Origin of the sequence: Paludisphaera rhizosphaerae (assembly GCF_011065895.1) — a bacterium.
Taxonomy (GTDB): Bacteria; Planctomycetota; Planctomycetia; order Isosphaerales; family Isosphaeraceae; genus Paludisphaera; species Paludisphaera rhizosphaerae.
In genome coordinates this window covers 53,466-72,679 of record NZ_JAALCR010000002.1, presented here as the reverse complement: position 1 = coordinate 72,679, position 19,214 = coordinate 53,466, and the positions used below count along the sequence as shown (strand labels likewise).

Here is a 19,214-nt window from a genome sequence, read left to right as displayed (position 1 = left end):
AAGGGATCGAGACGTGGCGGAACCTGTCGGCGTGGCGGTGGTCGGGGCCTCGGGATACGCGGCCCGCGAACTGATCCAGATCCTGCTGAAGCATCCGTCGGCGAAGGTGACGGTCGCCACCTCGCGCCAGGACGAGCGGCTCGACGCGCTCCACCCCAGCTTGGCCAGGCGAATCGACCTGACCTGCGAGCCGTTCGACGCCGATCGCGTGGCCGAGAAGGCCAAGTTCGCCTTTCTGGCCCTGCCGCACACGGCGAGCATGGCGATCGTCCCGTCGCTCCGCGAGCGCGGCGTCCGCGTGATCGATTTGAGCGCCGATTATCGACTGAACGACGCCCAGGTCTATGAGGACTGGTACGGCCACGCCCACACGGACGCCGAGGGTCTCGAAACGGCCGTCTACGGCCTGCCCGAGTTGTTCCGCAGCCGGATTCCGTCGGCCTCGCTGATCGCCAATCCCGGCTGTTACACCTCGGCGAGCATTCTGGGCCTTGCGCCGCTGGTCGCGAAAAACCTCGTCGAGCGAAACAGCATCGTCATCGACGCCAAGAGCGGCGTTTCGGGGGGCGGGCGGTCGCCGAAGCTCAACTTCCACTTCCCCGAATGCAATGAGAGCGTCTCGGCCTACAGCGTCGGCAGACACCGCCACACGCCGGAGATCGACCAGATTCTCTCCACGGCGGCCGGCGGCGGCGACCCGGTCGAGGTGCTCTTCACGCCTCATTTGATCCCCATGGACCGCGGCATCTTCGCCACGATCTACGCCCGGCCGTTGGGAACGGCCGTCGAGCACGACCTGATCGAGCTTTACCGCTCGTTCTACGCCGACAGCCCCTTCGTCCGCGTGGTCACCCACCTGCCGGGGACGAAGGACTCGGCCTACACCAACTTCTGCGACATCACGGTTCGCGTCGTCCGAGGTCGGATCCTCGTCCTTTCCTGCCTGGACAACCTCATCAAGGGGGCTGCCGGCGTGGCCGTGCAGAACTTCAACCTGATGATCGGTGCCCCCGAAACGGCCGCCCTATTCTGATCCAAACTCCAGCAACGGTTTGAAACTCCTCCCAGGCTCGTCGAAGGCCGCCAGCGCCGCTCGCCATTCTTCGATGGGAAAGCGGCGCACAGCCGGCATGGGGGCGACGCGAAGTCGCGGCCAAAGCCGATCGAACCAGCCGCGCCAGACCGAGTCCGCCATGCTCTCGAAGCCGTCGCGAAGGTGGAACCGGTGGATCCTCACCCCGTCGGTTCGCCACCCAAACGGCTGGCCCGAAAGCAGGCCGTAGGAGACGAAGTCGCCGCGCGCCATGTAAGGGAGGATCGAGGCCGCGACGTTTCCTCCCACGGCATCGAAGACGAGGTCGCACCCACGAGCAATCGCGGGCAACGCGAGATCGTCCTCCGCGATCGGGCGAAAGCCCAGGCCGGCGAGTGCGGCAGAATGGCCGGGCGAGCGATGAACGGCGACCACCTCGCGGGCGCCATCGGCGAGCGCCCACGCGCCGAGCAGTCGCGCACACGACGAACCGCCGCCCGTCAGCAGAATCCGCCGATCGGTCGCTGGCCACCGCTCCAGCATCAGCAGGGCTGCGAGCGGATTGATGTAGGCTCGCGCGGCGACATCGTCTGAAATGTCGTCGGGCACGAGGATGAGCCGCTCGGGAACGACCTGGACGGAAGTCTGCCAGGTGCCCTCTCCGCGAAGCGGAAGAGCCCGACGACCGAGCAAGTGGGTGTCGTCGGCCTCGACGATCACGCCCACGCCTTCGTAGCCGGCGACCTGCGGCGGCTCAACGCGATGGCGATAGGCGCCCGTGATGGGGATGAGATCGGAAGGGTTGATCGGCGCGGCCGTCATCTGAACGCGGACGCGTCCCGGGATGCGAGCCGGCCGATCAGCTTGCTCAAGCGAGAGGACCTCGGCCGGCGGGCCGAAGCGGCGGTACCAGAGCGCCGCGTGGGCTTCGGCCGACCGGTCCATTCGAGGTAGCTCAGTCGCGGAAAAACGTCAAATCACCTGATCCCCGCCAGCCGAGGTCTGATTCCCCTTGGCGTGGTGGAGGCGTCCCAGGGTCGTCTCGATGGCGCGGAAGAGCTTTTCCGACGCGCCGTCGACCGACTCGTCGACCGTGGCGGCCTGGTGGCTGGCGACGATCGGCTGGTGGCCGGCGAGGCGGGCCTCGATGAGACAACGCTTATCGTTGCCGGCACCCTTCGGGCCGTTGACGTCGGCCAGGTGGACGTCCAGGCGGGTGAGCTGGTGCTCGAACCGCTGGAACGAGTCCTGAAGCCCCTGGGTGATGCCTGCGACGAGATGCTCGCCGGCGTGGATGTGGTTGTCGGTGATGACGTGAATATGCATCGTAATCCTCACAGTCACTGCATGGGGCGGAGGGCCGGAGAGAGGCCCCCGCCATCTTAGAGATACGTCGCGCCGGCCCTCGATTCAAGCGGCCGAGGCGACGCTCAACTAACGTCGTTGCAAATCACGAGCCCAGCTTCGGGAACAACGGGTCTCGATCGCCGAGGCCGCCTTTCAGAGGAACTTTACGCTCGGGTTTGGGCGGCGGAGGCGTCGCGTCTTCCTCTTCATCCTCTTCGGGAACCTGATCCTTCGCCAGGGGCAACAGCGAGAGGCTGATGCGACGGTCGTCGGCGTCCACCTTGAGAACGCGGACCTCCACCTCCTGACCGGGTTGCACGACGTCAGCTATTCTACGAACCCGGGTGGGGGAGAGTTCGGAAACGTGGATCAGCCCATCGACCCCCGGCTCCAGTTCGACGAACGCGCCGAACTCCATGAGCTTGGAGACCTTCCCTTTCACCATCGTCCCCCGGGGATAGTTGCGCTCAGCATCGTCCCACGGGTTCTTCTGAAGCTGCTTGAGGCCGAACGTGAGTTTCTGGGCCTCGCGGTCGATCCGGAGGATTTTGACCTGCACCTTGTCGCCGGGCCGGATGAGGTCCTCGACCTTGGCGACGCGGATCCAGCTCATCTCGCCGATGGGCAGCAGGCCGTCGACGCCGCCGACGTCCACGAAGGCGCCGAAGGGCTTGACCGAGCGGACCACGCCCTCGCGGGTCTGGCCTTCTTCCAGGGTCGCCCAGGTCTTGACGCGAAGCTCGGCCCGTTCCTGCTCAAGCAGGGCCTTGCGCGAGATCACCAGGTTCTTCTCGCGCGGGTTGGCCTCGGTGACGATCGCCTTGAGCTTCTGGTTGACGTAGTCGGAGCCGTCCTCGACGCGGTTGAGGTCGATCTGGCTGATCGGCATGAAGCCGCGAATGCCGTCGACGTCGACCTCGACGCCCCCCTTGACGGTCTTCGTCACACGGGCCTCGACGATCACGCCCTCGCGGAGGTTGCTCCAATCGGCCTCGACCGCAGCCCCCTTGAGGCGCAGGTGGACGATCCCCTCGGAGCGGTCGAAGTGGTCGACGACGACCTCGAGCTCAGCGCCGGCGGCGGGAATCTCCCCCTCGAACTGGTCGAGCGGGACGACGCCTTCGCTCTTACCGCCAAGGTCGATGAACAGGCTCTTGCCGCGGACTCCGATCACCTTCCCCTTGCGCGGGCCCTGACGGCCTTCCTGGCCACGGTCGCGGCCGTCGGCAGGCAGCCTTTGCTCGCGGGGCCGACGCCCGGGGGCGACGTCGAACGTGTGGGGGTCGAAGCCGGTGAGCGCGGCCTCCAGTTCCGCCTCCAGCTCGTCGTCCCATTGCCGCTTGAGAGGGCCCTCCGCCGCGTGGGGCTTCGCGGCCCCCATGGCTTGCTCCATCGCCTGGTCGATGGCCGCGTTGCGCGATTCCCGGGAGAGCGGGGCGGGGGCGTCAGGGCCGGCCTTGGGAGCCGTGCCGGGGGTGATCGAGGCGTTCGATTCGTCGGGCATGGGTCGGGTCCGTCTTCCTGGCGAGAACATGGCTGAAACGACGACGCTCAACCGGTGACGGCAGAGACGCCTCGTCTCAAATTCAACCGTCGAGCCTATCCGCTCGGCCGCGCCGAGCCAAGGCGAGGTCCCTAGGGGGTGAAACCGCCGCAGCCTTCAGTCGACCTGACGCGGCGACGGGTGATGAACCACCGCAACGGGCTCGTAGCGGCGGTTTCGGCCCACGGCCTCGTCGGGGCGGACCTGATCGAGCCGTTTCCCCTCCGCTCTCCAGCGGCCCTTGTGAAAATCGAAGACCGCCGTGGCGTGACGACGGATCTGCGGCTCCTCAAAAGGATCCGGCTCGAAATGGACGCAGACCAGAGCGAGGAAATGGCGGGTCTGGCGGTCGCGAGCCCAGAGGATCTCGTCATGCCACTGGGCGTCCTCCCAGCGCAGGCCTTCCTCGCGATCGAATCGAGCCAGGCTGGTGACGAACTCCGCCTCGAGATGCTCTCGACGATGTCGGAACGACTCCCGAGCCTGGTCGACGTGCAAATCCTCGAAAAACATCCGCAATGGTCGGTGCAGGATGCACCAAGCGGCGATGATGCAGAGGGGAAGGACGCCGGCCCCGATCAGCCATCCCATGAGAAGAACCCTCGTCCCTGGCCCTGGACAGGTCGGCAGGATGATGCATTGTAGAGACACACGGCGTCGATTCGCAAGGACGCTTCCGCCAAGATCGCCGTGGAATTCCCGCTTCTCGAAGAGGATCGACCCGCCCCATGCCCCGAAAAAACTCGTCGACGAGCCCCAAGTCCCCGGCCCCCCTCAAGTTGGGAGCGCACATGTCGATCGCCGGGGGTTACGACCGGGCGGTCCGCGCCGCGCACGCCGTCGGATTCGAGACAGTCCAGCTATTCACGAAAAACAACAACCAGTGGAAAGGTCCGCCGATCACCGACGAGCAGGTCACCGCCTTTCGCACCGCGCTGGAGGAGACGGGAATCGTCGATCCGGTGTCGCACGCCTCCTATCTCATCAACCTCGCGAGCCCCGATGACGCGCTCTGGATGAAATCGATCGACGCGATGGTGGTGGAGGTTGAGCGCTGCGCCCGACTCGGCATCGCCGACCTCGTCATGCACCCAGGCGCTCACGTGGGATCCGGGGAGGAGGCCGGCCTGAAGCGAGTCGCGCAGGCCCTCGATCGAGTGGCCGAGCGGACGGCGGGGCTCGCGGTGACCATCGACCTGGAAACGACGGCGGGCCAGGGGACCTGCCTGGGCCACCGTTTCGAGCATCTCCAAACGATTCTTGAGCTTGCGTCCGATCGGCCGCGCCTGGGCGTTTGCGTTGACACCTGTCATATTTTCGCGGCGGGCTATTCCCTCGCCGGGCGGGGAATGTACGATGACACCCTCGACGCGCTCGACCGGACTGTGGGCCTGCGGCAGGTCCGGGTCTGGCACCTCAACGACAGCGTCCGGGGCCTCGCCAGCCGGGTCGACCGCCACGCCGGCATCGGGGCGGGGATGATCGGCCTGGAGCCCTTCCGCTTCGTCTTGAACGACCCGCGGTTCCGGGGTCTGCCGATGATCCTGGAAACCCCCAAGGGAATTGAGGACGGTGAGGAGCTGGACGCGCGGAACCGGCGGATCCTGCGCGGTCTGCTGGACTCTTGAGAACGCGGATCGCGGACGGGGGCCGTCGGGCTCCTGCTTTTTTGACAACAGCGACGGTGGGCATCGCGTGGGAAAGACGAAGAACGCCTTAGAGGCAGAGAAGGCGTCACCGGCCGCCCCCCCGGCGGTCGTGGTCGACGCGAGCCTGTTCATCAACCGCGAGCTGAGCTGGCTGGAGTTCAACGAGCGCGTCCTCGAAGAGGCCCGCGATCGCTCCAACCCGCTGCTCGACCGCGTCAAGTTCCTCGCCATCTGCTCCTCGAACCTCGACGAGTTCTTCGAGGTCCGCGTCGCCGGTCTCCAGGCCCAGCTTTACGAGAGCCTTGAGCCCCAGGATCCGCCTCCGGACGGCATGGGACCGCAGGCCCAACTGCAGGAAATCGCCAAACGCGCTCATGACTTCGTGGCGCGGCTGTACGACGTCTGGCTCCATGAAGTCCGCCCGGAGCTGGAAGGGTACGGCATTCGGATCTGCTCCCCTGAGGAGTTGACCGACACCCAGAACGCCTTCCTGGACGACTACTTCCAAAACCAGGTCTATCCCGTCCTCACGCCGCTGGCGATCGACCCGGCCCACCCGTTCCCCCACGTCCACAACAAGAGCCTCAACCTGCTCCTGCGGATCGAGCCTCTGAACCAGCACGGCAGAAACCTCTACGCCGTGCTTCAGGTACCGTCGGTCATCAGCCGACTCGTCCCGCTCCCGGACGAACCCGACGGCGGCAAGCGGTTCGTCCTCCTCGAGGACGTGATCGGCCCTCGGCTCGACGCCCTCTTCGGCGGCTATCGGACCGTGGAGCGCGTCGCCTTCCGGGCCACCCGCAACAGCGACCTCTCGATCCAGGAGAACGAGGTCAAGAGCAGCCTTCTGTCGACGATCGAAGAAACGCTGCGCCAGCGGAAGTGGGGGGCCCCGGTCCGTCTGGAGATCTCCGAACGGGCCGACAACGAATTCCTCGCTCAGCTCCTGGCCGGCTCGGCTCTGGAGCTTGAAGAGCGCGACGTTTACAAGGTGCCGGGGCCGGTGGATCTCACCGTCCTCAACGGCCTGTACAAGCTGGAAGGGTTCCGCGACCTTCGGGAGCCCCCCTACGAGCCCAAGATGCCGCCGGCCTTCACGGGAAGGCACAGCGTCTTCCGGGCGATCCGCGATCAGGACTTCCTCGTCCATCACCCTTACGAATCATTCGGCACCGTCGTCCAGCTCATCGAGCAGGCCAGCGAGGACCCCAACGTCCTGGCCATCAAGATGACCCTCTATCGGACGGCCGACTCCAACCCGATCATCACCGCCCTCGCCCGCGCCGCGGAGAACGGCAAGCAGGTCACGGCTCTCGTCGAACTCCAGGCGAGGCTCGACGAGGAAAACAACATCGACAAGGCCCGGATGCTCCAGAAGGCGGGCGTCCACGTCGTCTACGGCATCGTCGGACTGAAAACGCACTGCAAGGCCGCGCTGGTGGTCCGCCGCGAGCACGACGGCATCCGACGCTATATCCACCTTGGGACCGGCAACTACAACCATACGACGGCCCGGCTCTACACCGACCTCAGCTACTTCACCTGCCGACCTGAGATCGGCGAAGACGCCAGCGCGCTCTTCAACTTGCTGACAGGTTACTCACAGGGCCACAACTGGAAGCGGCTGGTCGTCGCGCCGATGGATCTCGCCGATCGGCTCTCCGTCCTGATCCGGCGCGAGGCCGATCACGCCCGGGCCGGCGTGCCCGCGCGGATCATCGCCAAGATGAACTCGCTGGTCGACCCTCGGATCATCGCCTCGCTCTACGAGGCTTCCCAGGCCGGCGTGAAAATCGACCTGATCGTCAGGGGCATCTGCTGTCTCCGGCCGGGCGTTCCGGGGTTCTCCGAGAACATCAAGGTTCGCAGCGTCGTCGACAAATTCCTGGAACACTCGCGAATCACCTACTTCGCCAACGCCGAACAGCCCGAGGTCTTCCTCTCGTCGGCGGACTGGATGCCCCGGAACTTCCGACGCCGGGTCGAATTGATGTTCCCGATCGAGTCCCCCGCGCTGAAAGCTCGAATCGTCGATGAGATCCTGGCCATCACGCTGACCGACAACGTGAAGGCCCGCGAGCTTCAGGCGGACGGAACCTATCGCCGCGTCAAACCGAAGGCTGGCGCGCCGGTCGTCCGCTGCCAGCTCGAATTCCAGAAGCTGGCCGACGAACACGCGTCGACGATCCCGATGACCCCCGTCGTCCTCACGGAAGGCGACCACCCCGACCGCTAGTCCGCCTTTCGAGTCTCCACGATCGTCGCGGCGATCAACGAGACCATCAGGATGAACGTTGGAACGCCGACCCAATCATCGAGCGGAGCCGGATCGCGCCGGACGATCAACTGATCGAACCAGCCGATCCAGCTGAAGAGTCCCAGATAAGCCGCGGCGAGCGGAAGGCGGCGGCGAATCGTCGCGTACTCGCGGACGAACCAGTCGGCTGCCGCCAGGAAGAGAAGCATGTAGTACTGGGGAAAGCCCACCTTGTACAAAGCCAGAGTCGTCGCCGCCGCCAAGGTGCACGCGGCTCTGGGAGAGACCTCGTTGCGCCTCGACCACTGCCAGGCCTGGTAAAGGGCGAACAACATCAGCGGTGTGGCGTACTCGTCGGTTGTGAAGACGAGCGTCTCATGACCGACGGGTGAATACGGGCCGCGAAGGAAGCGGAAGATCGAGAGGAACATCGACTGGCGCTCGACCGCCAGCCAGAGCGGTCGACCCACCGAGTTCCCCCAGATCAGCCAGGCGATCCCCAGCCCAGCCAGGGAAAGACCGCCGGACGCCGCGAGATAACGCCAACGGACTCGCCCTCGGTCCAGAGCCAGGAAGGGAGCGAGGACTCCCGGGTAGTATTTCAACAGCACGGCCGAGGCCAGCCAGCCGGCGCTCGCCCGCCATCGGTCGCGGGCGCGAGCCTCGATCGCCGCAATCGCGAGCAGAGCCACCAGCACGTCGAAGTGCCCCATCAGGGCGAGTTCGACCACCGGATAGGGCGAGAAGAACCAAAGGGCCGCCGCCAGTCGCACCCAGGAGGGCAGGGTTCGCCTCCCGACCACGAGCAAGAGGTGGGCGACGAAGAAGCAGTAGGCCGCCGCGAAGAGCAGCTTCGGCCCCAGCGGATGCCAGATCGTGGGGACCGCTAAGACGTTAAAGAAGGGGCCGTAGGCGTTGAGCGGATAAACGTCGCGAGGACCTCCCGGAACCATGAACCAGGGGTCGTGGCCGCGAAGCACCTCGCGCCAGATGTCCCGAAACAGGGTGTAGTCTTGAATCGAGCCGAAGAGCGCCGTCAGGACCAGTAGGACGAAACTCGCGAGGAGAACGGCGATCGTCGCCGCCCGACCGCACCATCCCTCAGGGGACGTCGTCGAGGGCTCGGCGTTTCGGGTCCACTGGATGACGGTGAACAGAAGCAAGGCGTGGATCGCCAGGGCGGCGACGACCGCCGGTCGGACCATCTCCCACTTGGCGAGGGTGGCGTCGCGAGCGAGGCCGCTCGCGTAGAACGTCACCAGCCGTCCCCAGGCCGTCGCTTCGGCGGCGTCGTATCCCGATGCGACGAGCGAGGGGCCGAGCCGGGTGGAAAAAAGAAACCAGGCGAACGCAGCCGCTCCGTAGCAGGCCACGATTAGACCCGCACGTCGCCATCCAATCCCGATCATCCCACCTCCCCCACGGCCCAGGCATCGGTCTCGTCGTAACGCGTGGCCTCGTCGCCATTATCCAGCACCCTCTCAGGCCGTCGCCAACCTGCATTCCCCCGTCGATCAGGTTTGCCTGACTTTTTTTTCGATTTCGCGCGAACTTGTTCCCGAGTTAAGATGTCTACGGGCTTGAATCGGCCGTGGACTCTCCATCAAGAGTCGCCGTGCAGCTTGTGCGCGGATCGCGGCCCATTCCCAACGACGCTTGAACGAATCCACGGAATCCGGGCGTGTGCCTGGTCCGATCGAGAATCGGGAGGTCAGAAGATCCCGTCTCGGTGAATGCTCTCGGGGGCGGCCAGGAACCGCCCCCTTCCTCGCGGGGCCTCGACGCCGTCGCGACCGCCGTCTCCGGTTTCATCGACCGGAACGGAAACGCGACGATCCCGACGACGCCTCGCCCCGTGAACCCGCCCCACCTGAAGGCGGATGCGAGGGTAATGCCATGTTGACCCGCACCAACCTGACGCTGTCGGCTCTTTCCAACCGGCTGAATCTCGGGACGCGGTCGCTCGTCCTTAACACGAGCGTCAACAACGGTACGGCCCTGCGCATTCGTCACGCCCATCAAGACGCCATGCGTGAGCGCATGGGGGTGCATTTCGTAGGCGAACCCGTACGGGTCGTCTATCCGGCGCCCCCAATTACCGACCCGGCGCCGGCGGATTCCTTGCCCTTCGGGGCCTGTGATACCGCCGCGTCGGCCGACGCGTCCCTCAGGACCCTCCAGCAACCCAGAAGCTGGCGACTTCGCCAGTCCTCAGGTTCCGGATCGTCCTGGTCCCGATCGTCGACCCTAGGATCGCGAAAAACCTTCGCGGGTCTGAAGGCCGGCGCGGCGGGGGCCGCAAGCAGTCGGTCGGCGAGCGCCGCTGCCGCCATAGCAGCGACCGCCGGGTTATGACGAGTCGGTTCGTCCTGAATTGAAGCTCGCCGCCGGAGCATGCCGGCGGGGATGAACGCCGAAAGGGCCTTTGGTCCCGTTCGCCTGCGCCTTCCCCGTTGCATACCTCTGCGGCCGCTGAAGACTCCTGACGAGCCACGACTCAAGCGGATGTGATCGAATCGGGTTTCTCGGACTCGAACCGGTCGCGCCGCGCACGCGCTTTTCCTTGCGTCGCCGCGTTACGGACGCGCCGAACGCCCACGGTCGCCCCCCGCGATGTGCGGGGGCCCCCGCGCAGGCTGTTCCGCGTCCGCTCGCGAGCGTTTCAGGTTCGAGACGTCGCCGGAGGCTCGCTCGACAACTCGGCCCATGGACATCGGGTCGAACGAGCGAGAAGGCCGGCAGCTCCCCGGAGTGGGGAAGGTGGGTCCCGTGGTCGCCATGCTGGAGACGCGAGAGGAAGAAACTCAGGGGTGGATCGAAGTCGCGGCCCTGGTCCGGAAGGCTCAGGCCGGAGACCGCGACGCTTTCGGCCGCCTGGTCGAGCAGTTCGAGCCCACGGTGCGGGCGATCGCCCTCCGTCGGCTGGGAAACGTCGGCGAGGCGCTGGAGCTGACGCAGGAAGTCTTCCTGCACGTCATGCGGCGGCTCAGCCAGCTCCGCGAGCCCGAGCGGTTCGCCGGCTGGCTGCGGCAGGTCGCCGTCCGGATGGCGATCAACCACGTCACCCGTCGGCCGACCCCGTTCACCGTCGAGGCCGTCGTGCTGGAGGGGGCCTTCGAGCCCTCCGAGCAGCCGATCGAAGCAATGATCACCCGCGAACGCGCCGAGCGGCTGTGGCAGGCGCTGGGCCGGCTCAAGGATCTGGACCGCGAGACCCTCGTCGCCTTCTACATCCGCGACCTGTCGCTGATCGAGATGGCCGAGGAGTTGGACGTCCCCCTGGGCACCATCAAGCGCCGGCTGCACACCGCCCGTAAGCGGCTCCGCGCCGAGTTGGAGGCGACCGCTCCCGACGACGAGTGGACCGAAGGTCTCCCCTTCGACCGCGAGGACGAGGATGAGGAAGCCCTGGACTGCGTCGGAGCCGGCGCTTCCCGCGGGTGGTGAGTTTTGATCGCCAAAGCAAAAGCCGGATGAGAGCACGAGGCGTCGAAAGCGCTTCGTCCCTCATCCGGCTTCGTATTTCCGTGCGCCGGTCTTCGTCACAGGTATCCGAGCCACGTCCAATCGCGATGCCGCCGTTTGAACGCGGCGAACCACAAGCAGGGGCCGTACAGCAACAAGACCACCAGCCCCCACCAGGCGTAAACCGCCGGCAGGCCGTAGACGCAGCCGAGAGGAGGTTTGACCGGGAGGGATTCCACGAAAAGCCAGGCGGTTGGTTGCCCCTGAATCCACGCCGCCGCCAGGGCCAGTCCATGCGCGACGTACCACTGCGACAGGTAGAAGAACAACGGCACCCGGCCGAACGTGAGCAACGGCTCTCCTACCCTGCCGATCCCACCGTCAAAGGCCGCGAGCAACAGCAGGGTTGGCCCGAGAGTCATCAAGAGAAACTGCAAGGAAGGCGGGTACTTCGTGCAGTTCAGAAATGACAGGGTAGAGGTGATCGCATCGCCTCCCGATTGCCAGGTCGAGGGATCGCCATACGAGCGACTCACCCGCAGAACGACGAACAAGGCAATCGACGCCAGGCCGAGGGTCGTCATGAGCAGGCGTCTGGAACGCGCCCCCATTCGATAGGTGCCGCCCAACCAGTAGCCGAGAGCCACCACGCCGAACCAGGGAAGCACGGGATAGCCCACCAACAGGGTCACTCCCCCTGGCAGGCCGACGACGCCTGGTCGGAACAGAAAGCTCACCGCCGGACGCAAGACACCGCCAACGCCCGGCGACAGCGCATCCAGGGCGTTATGGCCGACGACGATCGCGAGCCCGAGCAGGCCGTCGAACCACGCCGGAGCGCGTAACGCGAGAAGCACTCCCAGGATCACGAACGACCCGCCGAGCGACCAAAAGACCAGCCCCAACAGGAGCGAGGGATTCGGCCGAAAGAAGAGGCCGAGCTTGACGACCGTCTGCTCCAAAAGGATGAGCCATAGGCCTCGCGTGACCAGGTAACGGAACATCGCCCAGTGGTCTCGTCCCCGGTCCGACGCAAGCCGTACTCCCACACCGGCCAGCAGAGCGAACGTCGGCGCGCAGAGATGCGTGATCCACCGCGTTATGAACAGCGCGGGAGTCGTCTGCGTGAGGTTGGTCGGGTCGATTGAGCCGTCCTGGAAGTAGTCCCGCGTGTGATCGAGGGCCATCAGCACCATCACCAGCCCGCGAAGCAGATCCACGCCTTCGAGGCGATGCGACTCGGGGCGGATCTCGGTTGACGGCGTCTGCTCGATCACGCGCCGATCCTCGCTCAGTTCAAGGATTTTGGTCCCGATCGAGCCTCGCCCGCTCTTGCAGTTGGTGTTCGACGGCTCTTGCGAGTCGACGGTGATCTCGCCAGGAGACTCCCACAATCGGGAGCCAGAGCAGGGCCCCCACCACCAGACCGACGCCAGGGCGGTCGAAGGCCGCGAAGAGAGCGAAGAAAGCCGCGGCGATCGCCGTCGTGACCCCGGCAAGGACGTGGAAGGCCGCCCGATGTCGAGCTAGCTGCACCTCCAGCGGTTCGGCGTCCAGCCGAAGCCGACCGAGGCTGCGGTTCTCCAGGGACTGCCTCGCCTCGGGGAGATCGCCGGATTCGTGGGAGGTGGGATTCATGATCAGCCCGCCAGTTCGCGGAGGCGACGCACGAGGGTCAGAGCCTCCTCGGAAGAGATCCCCGCAGGGTCGACCTTTCGAAGCTCTTCAAGCAGGGGCTCCGGCAAGGCGGAGAACAGGCTCCCCTGCAGCGAGCGTCCGGACTTGACCTTCCGCTTGATCGGCCCCGGCGCATCGGGCAGGCCGGGATCGGGACCGTGCTGCTTCTCCAGGAACGCCAGGATCTCGCGGGCCCGATCGAGAACCGGGGTCGGAACGCCGGCCAGCCTCGCGACGTGGATGCCGTAGCTCTGGTCGGCCCCGCCGGGGGCGATCCGGTGGAGGAAGACGATCTCCCCCTGGCTCTCGGCGACGGCGACGTTGGCGTTGCGAAGCCTCGACTTGGTCTTCTCCAGTTCGACAAGCTCGTGATAGTGCGTGGCGAAGAGCGCCCGACAGCCGACGACGTCGTGCAGGTGCTCGGCGATCGCCCACGCAAGCGAGACGCCGTCGAAGGTGCTGGTGCCGCGACCGATCTCGTCGAGAATGACCAGGCTTTGAGGCGTTGCATTGTTCAGGATGTTGGCCGTCTCGGTCATCTCGACCATGAACGTGCTCTGCCCGCGCGAAAGCTCGTCGGTGGCGCCGACCCGGGCGAACAGCCGGTCGACCACGCCGATCCGCGCCCGCTTCGCCGGCACGAAGGAGCCGATCTGGGCCAGGATCGCCATCAACGCCACCTGGCGGATGTAGGTGCTCTTGCCAGCCATGTTGGGGCCGGTGATGAGAAGCAGGTTCCCATCCTCGGGGCTCAGGCTCGTGTCGTTTGGGACGAACTCGCCGCGGGGGAGGATCGCGTCCAGGACAGGGTGACGGCCGGCCTCGACCTCGAAAACGGGCTCCGCGACGACTTCAGGACGGCAGTAGCCCTGCCTCGCGGCCAGCTCCGCGAGTGCAGTCAGGACGTCCACCTGGGCCAGAGCCGCACCCGCTTGAATCAACCGGGGGGCGTCGGCGGAAACTCGATCGCGGAGGGCGATGAAGAGTTCATATTCCAGCGCGTTGGCGCGTTCGTCGGCGTTGCGGACCTCGCTCTCGAATTCCTTCAACTCGGGCGTGTAGTAACGCTCGGCGTTCTTGACGGTCTGCTTCCGGATGTACTCGGACGGGATCTCCCCGCGCTGGGACTGGGCGTGAGAGATCTCGATGTAGTAGCCGAAGACGTTGTTAAAACCGACCTTCAGCCCGGGGATCCCCGTTCGGCGGATCTGCTCGGACTGATACCGGACGATCCACGACTTGCCGTCCTTCGACGCCGACCGCAGGCGGTCCAGCTCCTCATGAAACCCCTGACGGATCAATCCGCCTTCCTTGATCGCTAGCGGAGGATCCTCAACGAGGGCCGATTCGATGGCCGAACGGACCTCGGGACAAAGTTCGAGGGCCGCCTCCAGCTCGGTCAGCCGCTTCGAACGCCGCGCCGAGAGCCTCGCCTTGACCTTCGGAAGCAAAGCGAGCGTCCGGGCCAGGGCGACGAGATCCCGAGGAGTGGCCCGACCGGTCGCAGCGCGGGCCGCAAGACGCTCAAGGTCGTACGCTTCGCCCAGCGCGTGGCGGAGGTCGCCGCGGAGCGCTGAGTCCTGGAACAGCTCATCCACGGCCGACAGCCGCTCATCGATCAGAGCAGGGGAGGTCAACGGCGAGGTGATGTACTCGGAGAGGAGCCGCGCGCCCATCGGCGTCGACGTGCGGTCGATCACCTGGAGGAGTGATCCCTCACGTTTCCCCTCGCGAAGCGTTCGGGTCAATTCCAGGCTTCGGCGCGTGGTCTCGTCGAGGGCCAGCACGTCGGCCCGGCGGTAGGGAGTCAGACGGGCGATGTGGCCGAGCGACGATTTCTGAGTATCGCGGAGATAGGCCACCAACGCGCCGGCGGCCTGGATCTCCGGGCTCCGGTCGTCGATTCCGAAGCCTTCGACGGTGGCCACGCCAAACTGGTCGAAGAGCGTTTTGCGAGCCTGTTCGACCTGGAAGTCCCACGAGGGCCGGATCGTTACCGGATGGTTTGGCTGGGCCCTCAGCGCTCGGAGCCAGGGAGTGTCGACGGCCAGTTCCGAGGCGATCGTCTCGGCCGGATTGAGCCGGGCCAGTTCGTCGGCCAGCTCGGTGCGGAGGAGGCTCGTGAGCGAGAATCGGCCGGTCGAGAGTTCCACCCAGGCGAGGCCCATCTTCGAGCCGGATTCAACCACGGCCGCCAGGAAATTGGCCGTCCGAGGGTCGAGGAGGGCCTCGTCCGTGAGCGTCCCCGGCGTGACGACGCGGACGATGTCGCGACGGACCAACCCCTTGGCCTGCTTGGCGTCCTCAACCTGCTCGCAGACAGCGGCCCGCTGACCCGCCTGGACGATCTTGGCCAGGTACGTTTCGAGCGCCTGGTGGGGGAAACCGGCCATGGGCATGGCCTGGTCTCCCTTGTCCTTGTCCCGCGTCGTGACTGCGATCCCGAGCAGGGCCGAGGCGCGAACGGCGTCGTCGCCGAACATCTCGTAGAAGTCGCCCATCCGGAAGAGCAGAAGGGCGTCAGGATCGCGCGCCTTCATCTCCCGGTACTGCTGCATCATCGGGGTGGGCGCAGATTCGGCCATCGTCGCTCCATCAACGAAAAAGCGGTCCGCGACCCAATCGGGACGCCAGACCGCCACGTCGAAAATCCATCGCCGCCGATCGTCCCCGCCCGCTTCCCAAGGAGACAAGGGGAAACGATTGCACCTGCCTAGGCTGGGACGTTACGGAGAGCGGCCTCAGAACTTGTCGAGGGCCGTCTGCTCCTCGGGGTAGATCTCGAAGACCTGATCCAGGCGGGTGATCCGGAAGACCTCAAGCAGATCCGGGTGGATGCAGCAGAGCTTGAGCTTTCCCTTGACGGCCGAAACCTTCTTTTTGAGGTTGATCAGCTTGCCCAGTGCGGCGCTGGAGAGATACTGCACGTTGCCAAAGTTCAGCAGCAGGCTCTTGTGGCCTTCGTCCTCGACGAGGCTGTAGAGCTGCTCGCCAACCTCCTGGATCTGCTCTTCCGTGACGATCTTGTTGTCGACGAAGCTGACGACGGTCACCTTGTCGACGGATTCCAGGCGGAGGAGACGGCGAGGGCCTTGCGACATCTGGGGAACTCCTGTCGGGGACGGAACCTGACCAGGTCTTTTCGGATTTGCTGAGGAGTGAACAAGGCCGGTCCCGCACGCGAGGCCCCGGGACGGCGCGAGGGGCGTAGACGAGCCCACGGAGGCCAGAAACCTGCGTTACAAACACATTTAGCACAAACAGCTGGCGAATCAAGGGGGCTGACGACGAAAAGCCTCGCAGACGCGCGACGGCTTCCCGGAAGCCCCGTGGCCCCGCCATTGTGACCTATCATACCACGTCGCCTGAGGCGCTCGTCGTGATAAAAATCCAACGGTGATCCTCACGTTCCGTGAGGTCGAAGTCTACGCACAGACCGCTGAGTCGCCTAGAATGGTAGGAGACAGGTCGCAAAGCGCGGCCTTCCGACGAAACCGACCCCGAACGACGCCCCGGCGGAGATCCGATCGATATGTCAGGCGCGGTGGAGAGCTTCGCGAACCAGTTCCCGGATCGCGAGTACGAGATCGAGATCAACTATCCGGAATTCACGGCGGTCTGCCCGAAAACAGGCCAGCCGGACTTCGGCACGATCGTCATCACCTACGTGCCGGCGAAAACCTGCCTGGAGTTGAAGAGTCTTAAGCTGTATTTCTTCGACTTCCGCAACCGGGGGATCTTCTACGAGCACTCGATCAATACAATCCTCGATGAGCTGGTCGCCTCTTGCCAGCCGCGACGGATGACCGTGATCGGCCTGTTCAACCCTCGGGGCGGAATGACCTCGAAGATCACGGCGCGATACGAAGCCGTTCAGGTTTGATCCTCGACCGAGGGCTTATCGACGGAGGCGGCATGAACCCGGGAATCGTCACCCTCACGACCGACTTCGGTCTCGAGGGTCCTTACGTCGGGGCGATGAAGGGGATCCTCCTCGGCCTGGCGCCAGGCGTGGCGATGGTCGACGTCTGCCATTCGATCACCCCGCAGAATGTGCTGGAAGGCGCGTTCGTTCTGGAGGGGATCGTCACCGCCTTCCCTGAAGGAACGGTGCATCTCGCCGTGGTCGACCCGGGCGTGGGAACTCCCAGGCGACTCCTGGCGGTCAAGGCCGCGGGGCAGTGGTTCGTCCTCCCCGACAATGGACTGATCACGGGAGTGGCCCGGGCGAACGGCGTGGAAGCCGTCTGGGAGATCACGAATCACCGGCTCGCCCGTCGCGTGATCTCCCCCACGTTCCACGGCCGAGACGTCCTGGCGCCGGCCGCCGCTCATCTTCTGAAGGGGGGGCCCCCGTCCGAGTTGGGGGCCGAAACCTCGAAATACATCATGCTACGCAATTTCGAGCCCACGCCGACCGAACATGGTTGTATCGGCGAGGTCATCTTCCGCGACGCCTTCGGGAACCTGATCACGAACATCAAGGATGATCAGCTCGCCGACCGCGATGCGGGCGGTTGGATCGTCGAGGTCGGTGGTCGAAGGATTGAAGGCGTCACCAGAACGTACGGCGAGAGCGTTCCGGGCTCGCTGATCGCCCTGCTCGGAAGCAGCGGTTGGGTGGAAGTGGCCGTCGTCAACGGCGACGCCGGCCGGTTGCTCTCCGCAGGCCCCGGTACGACCGTCTGGCTACGGCCGAAGTTTTGAACTGACCCTCCCGACGTGCTCGGTCTCCTGGAGCCGATCATGAACACGGCCCCTCCCCGATCCGACGACGACGCTCGCACAAGATCCGACGATCCGGAGCCGGCGCGACCGACGCGGCCGCGGAAGCCCATCCCGCCGGACTCGCGGACCAGCGACGAGATCAACGCCATGCTCTCGTCGTCGCTGGAAAAGCCTGAGCCTGACCCCATGCTCGGCGGATCCAGTTCCGTGGATCTCCAAGAGGACGCCAAACGCAAGCCAGGCGTCACCCACCCCAGCGACGGCCTGGACTTCGACGTCCGGGTCGCGTCTTCCTCTGACGAGGTCTCCTCCGACTCCCATCCGCGCTCCCGATCGGACCTGGGGAACGTCCTCCTGAAGAGCTATGCCAGCGCCGTGACGCTGGCGTTGATCTGGGTGCTGTGGACGGGTCGCACCGCTCGACCCCCCGATGCGGCGACCTCGCAACGTGAGACGCCCTCGCGCCGTCGGGTCGTCGACGTCGATCCTCCGGCCGCCGTCGAGGCTCCCGTCGTCCCGGCCGAAGCTAAAACGACGCCGCTTCGCAAGCCGATCGTCGTCGGCGATCTCGAAATCACCCCGCTGACGATCCTTTGGAAAGACGTGCAGGTCTCGCGCAAGCAGCAAGGGAAGGCCGCTCGCATCGTCAACGCCCGCAACTGCCTGGTGCTCACGCTTCGGATCAAGAACCTGAGCACCGAACAAACGCTCACCCCCCTGACCTCGCAAGATCTGTGGAACACGGCCTCATTCGCGATCGAAGCCCCTCAGGGCCCCCCCATCGCCATGTATACCACGGGCTCTCGAGCGGAATGGACGATCGACGAACAGTCGTTCCGGTCGATCGAGCCCGGAGGCGTTGTGGATGTGTCGCTGGTCAGCGAGCCGATGCCAAGCGACCGGCTCACCACGGGGATGACCTGGAGGTTCCGCATCGCGACCGATCCCGAACGGAGCGAGAAGGCGAACGTCGCCGTCAGCTTCGATCGCGACGACGTCCACGACGGCTCCTAAGAGCGGCGTCAGGACTATCGAAGCCTGGCGTCCAGGGTTCCTGCCCACGACCTCCACTCGTCGAGTCTCTCCTCGAAGCCTTCCGCCGTCCCACGACTCCCGAACTTGACTCGATCGCCGGCGCCGAGGATCGACGCCAACTGGACGCGATCGGATCCAAGCAGTTCGATGACCTGCGGGTCGTTGAGGATCTCCTCAGTCGTTCGAGCGCGGAGGCCAGGACCCAACCGCCGAGCGAGAATCGCCCGGACGCTCTCACCGAGCGCCAGGAGGCGAGCCTCCGACGAATCGTCGACGGGAGTCGTCGACGGTTTCTCAAGCGCCGGCCCTCGTCGCCTTCGGAGTCGCCACGCGAGGAACAGGCCGGCCGCGACCACGAGCGCGATCAAAAGCATCCATGTCGGGAAGTCGTCGCGCCACGGTTCGGGGCCAGGATTCGGGCGAGGAGGCGACAACGCCTCGGTGAGGACGACCTCGGCCGGATTTTGCACGCTCACGCCG

General features: G+C 65.6%; 17 protein-coding genes. 7 read left to right on the top strand and 10 right to left on the bottom strand.

The genetic code is table 11. The features are described 5' to 3' along the window. The first annotated feature begins 13 nt into the window (after positions 1-13). Positions 14-1,033 (top strand): N-acetyl-gamma-glutamyl-phosphate reductase, encoded by a 1,020-nt coding sequence (argC, locus tag G5C50_RS02900; protein ID WP_165064676.1) that lies wholly within the window; start codon positions 14-16, stop codon positions 1,031-1,033. On the opposite strand, the gene G5C50_RS02895 is transcribed toward argC, so the two are convergent. The 4 genes from G5C50_RS02895 to G5C50_RS02880 all read right to left on the bottom strand — a co-directional run bounded on the left by G5C50_RS02895 (position 1,025) and on the right by G5C50_RS02880 (position 4,514). Then, entirely contained in the window at positions 1,025-1,978 is a 954-nt protein-coding gene (locus G5C50_RS02895; RefSeq protein WP_165064673.1) for a zinc-dependent alcohol dehydrogenase family protein, read from the bottom strand. The genes argC and G5C50_RS02895 overlap by 9 nt on opposite strands. Positions 1,979-2,005: 27 nt before the next feature. Next, positions 2,006-2,359 carry an HPF/RaiA family ribosome-associated protein gene (locus tag G5C50_RS02890; RefSeq protein WP_165064670.1) on the bottom strand — a complete coding sequence of 118 codons (354 nt, stop codon included), beginning with the start codon at positions 2,357-2,359 and terminating at the stop codon, positions 2,006-2,008. A 124-nt stretch (positions 2,360-2,483) separates the two neighbouring features. Next, positions 2,484-3,884, bottom strand: coding sequence for a 30S ribosomal protein S1 (locus tag G5C50_RS02885; protein WP_165064667.1), 1,401 nt, complete (start codon positions 3,882-3,884; stop codon positions 2,484-2,486). Between the two features lie 156 nt (positions 3,885-4,040). After that, a complete protein-coding gene (locus tag G5C50_RS02880) occupies positions 4,041-4,514 on the bottom strand; it encodes a hypothetical protein (protein WP_165064663.1) in 474 nt (157 codons plus the stop codon). A 137-nt stretch (positions 4,515-4,651) separates the two neighbouring features. On the opposite strand from G5C50_RS02880, the gene G5C50_RS02875 reads away from it, so the two are divergent. Next, the gene (locus tag G5C50_RS02875; RefSeq protein WP_255487476.1) at positions 4,652-5,551 is read left to right on the top strand and encodes a deoxyribonuclease IV; all 900 of its coding nucleotides are present in this window, start codon (positions 4,652-4,654) and stop codon (positions 5,549-5,551) included. Between the two features lie 67 nt (positions 5,552-5,618). Then, entirely contained in the window at positions 5,619-7,808 is a 2,190-nt protein-coding gene (ppk1, locus tag G5C50_RS02870; protein WP_206107564.1) for a polyphosphate kinase 1, read from the top strand. Here the strand turns inward: ppk1 and G5C50_RS02865 are convergent. Continuing rightward, a complete protein-coding gene (locus G5C50_RS02865; protein ID WP_165064657.1) occupies positions 7,805-9,238 on the bottom strand; it encodes a glycosyltransferase 87 family protein in 1,434 nt (477 codons plus the stop codon). The genes ppk1 and G5C50_RS02865 overlap by 4 nt on opposite strands. 1,297 nt (positions 9,239-10,535) lie before the next feature. On the opposite strand from G5C50_RS02865, the gene G5C50_RS02860 reads away from it, so the two are divergent. Next, positions 10,536-11,276 (top strand): RNA polymerase sigma factor, encoded by a 741-nt coding sequence (locus G5C50_RS02860; RefSeq protein ID WP_240906932.1) that lies wholly within the window; start codon positions 10,536-10,538, stop codon positions 11,274-11,276. Between the two features lie 95 nt (positions 11,277-11,371). Here the strand turns inward: G5C50_RS02860 and G5C50_RS02855 are convergent, their stop codons facing one another. The 4 genes from G5C50_RS02855 to G5C50_RS02840 form a co-directional block, all read right to left on the bottom strand. Continuing rightward, complete coding sequence (locus tag G5C50_RS02855; RefSeq protein ID WP_165064654.1) at positions 11,372-12,571, bottom strand: DUF1624 domain-containing protein; 1,200 nt, start codon at positions 12,569-12,571, stop codon at positions 11,372-11,374. A 19-nt stretch (positions 12,572-12,590) separates the two neighbouring features. After that, on the bottom strand, positions 12,591-12,932 hold the full coding sequence (locus G5C50_RS02850; protein WP_165064651.1) for a hypothetical protein: 342 nt from the start codon (positions 12,930-12,932) through the stop codon (positions 12,591-12,593). Between the two features lie 2 nt (positions 12,933-12,934). After that, entirely contained in the window at positions 12,935-15,556 is a 2,622-nt protein-coding gene (mutS, locus tag G5C50_RS02845; protein ID WP_165064648.1) for a DNA mismatch repair protein MutS, read from the bottom strand. 156 nt (positions 15,557-15,712) lie between these two features. After that, positions 15,713-16,072, bottom strand: coding sequence for an STAS domain-containing protein (locus tag G5C50_RS02840; protein WP_165064645.1), 360 nt, complete (start codon positions 16,070-16,072; stop codon positions 15,713-15,715). A gap of 431 nt (positions 16,073-16,503) precedes the next feature. Between G5C50_RS02840 and queF the strand changes: the two genes are divergently transcribed. From queF to G5C50_RS02825, 3 genes are read left to right on the top strand one after another with little or no spacing between them, the layout of a single operon-like run. After that, positions 16,504-16,854 (top strand): preQ(1) synthase, encoded by a 351-nt coding sequence (gene queF / locus G5C50_RS02835; protein WP_165064641.1) that lies wholly within the window; start codon positions 16,504-16,506, stop codon positions 16,852-16,854. 32 nt (positions 16,855-16,886) lie between these two features. Then, entirely contained in the window at positions 16,887-17,678 is a 792-nt protein-coding gene (locus G5C50_RS02830; RefSeq protein WP_165064638.1) for an SAM hydrolase/SAM-dependent halogenase family protein, read from the top strand. A gap of 39 nt (positions 17,679-17,717) precedes the next feature. After that, on the top strand, positions 17,718-18,713 hold the full coding sequence (locus G5C50_RS02825; protein ID WP_165064635.1) for a hypothetical protein: 996 nt from the start codon (positions 17,718-17,720) through the stop codon (positions 18,711-18,713). A gap of 14 nt (positions 18,714-18,727) precedes the next feature. On the opposite strand, the gene G5C50_RS02820 is transcribed toward G5C50_RS02825, so the two are convergent. Further along, positions 18,728-19,210 (bottom strand): hypothetical protein, encoded by a 483-nt coding sequence (locus G5C50_RS02820; RefSeq protein WP_165064632.1) that lies wholly within the window; start codon positions 19,208-19,210, stop codon positions 18,728-18,730. Positions 19,211-19,214: the final 4 nt, after the last annotated feature.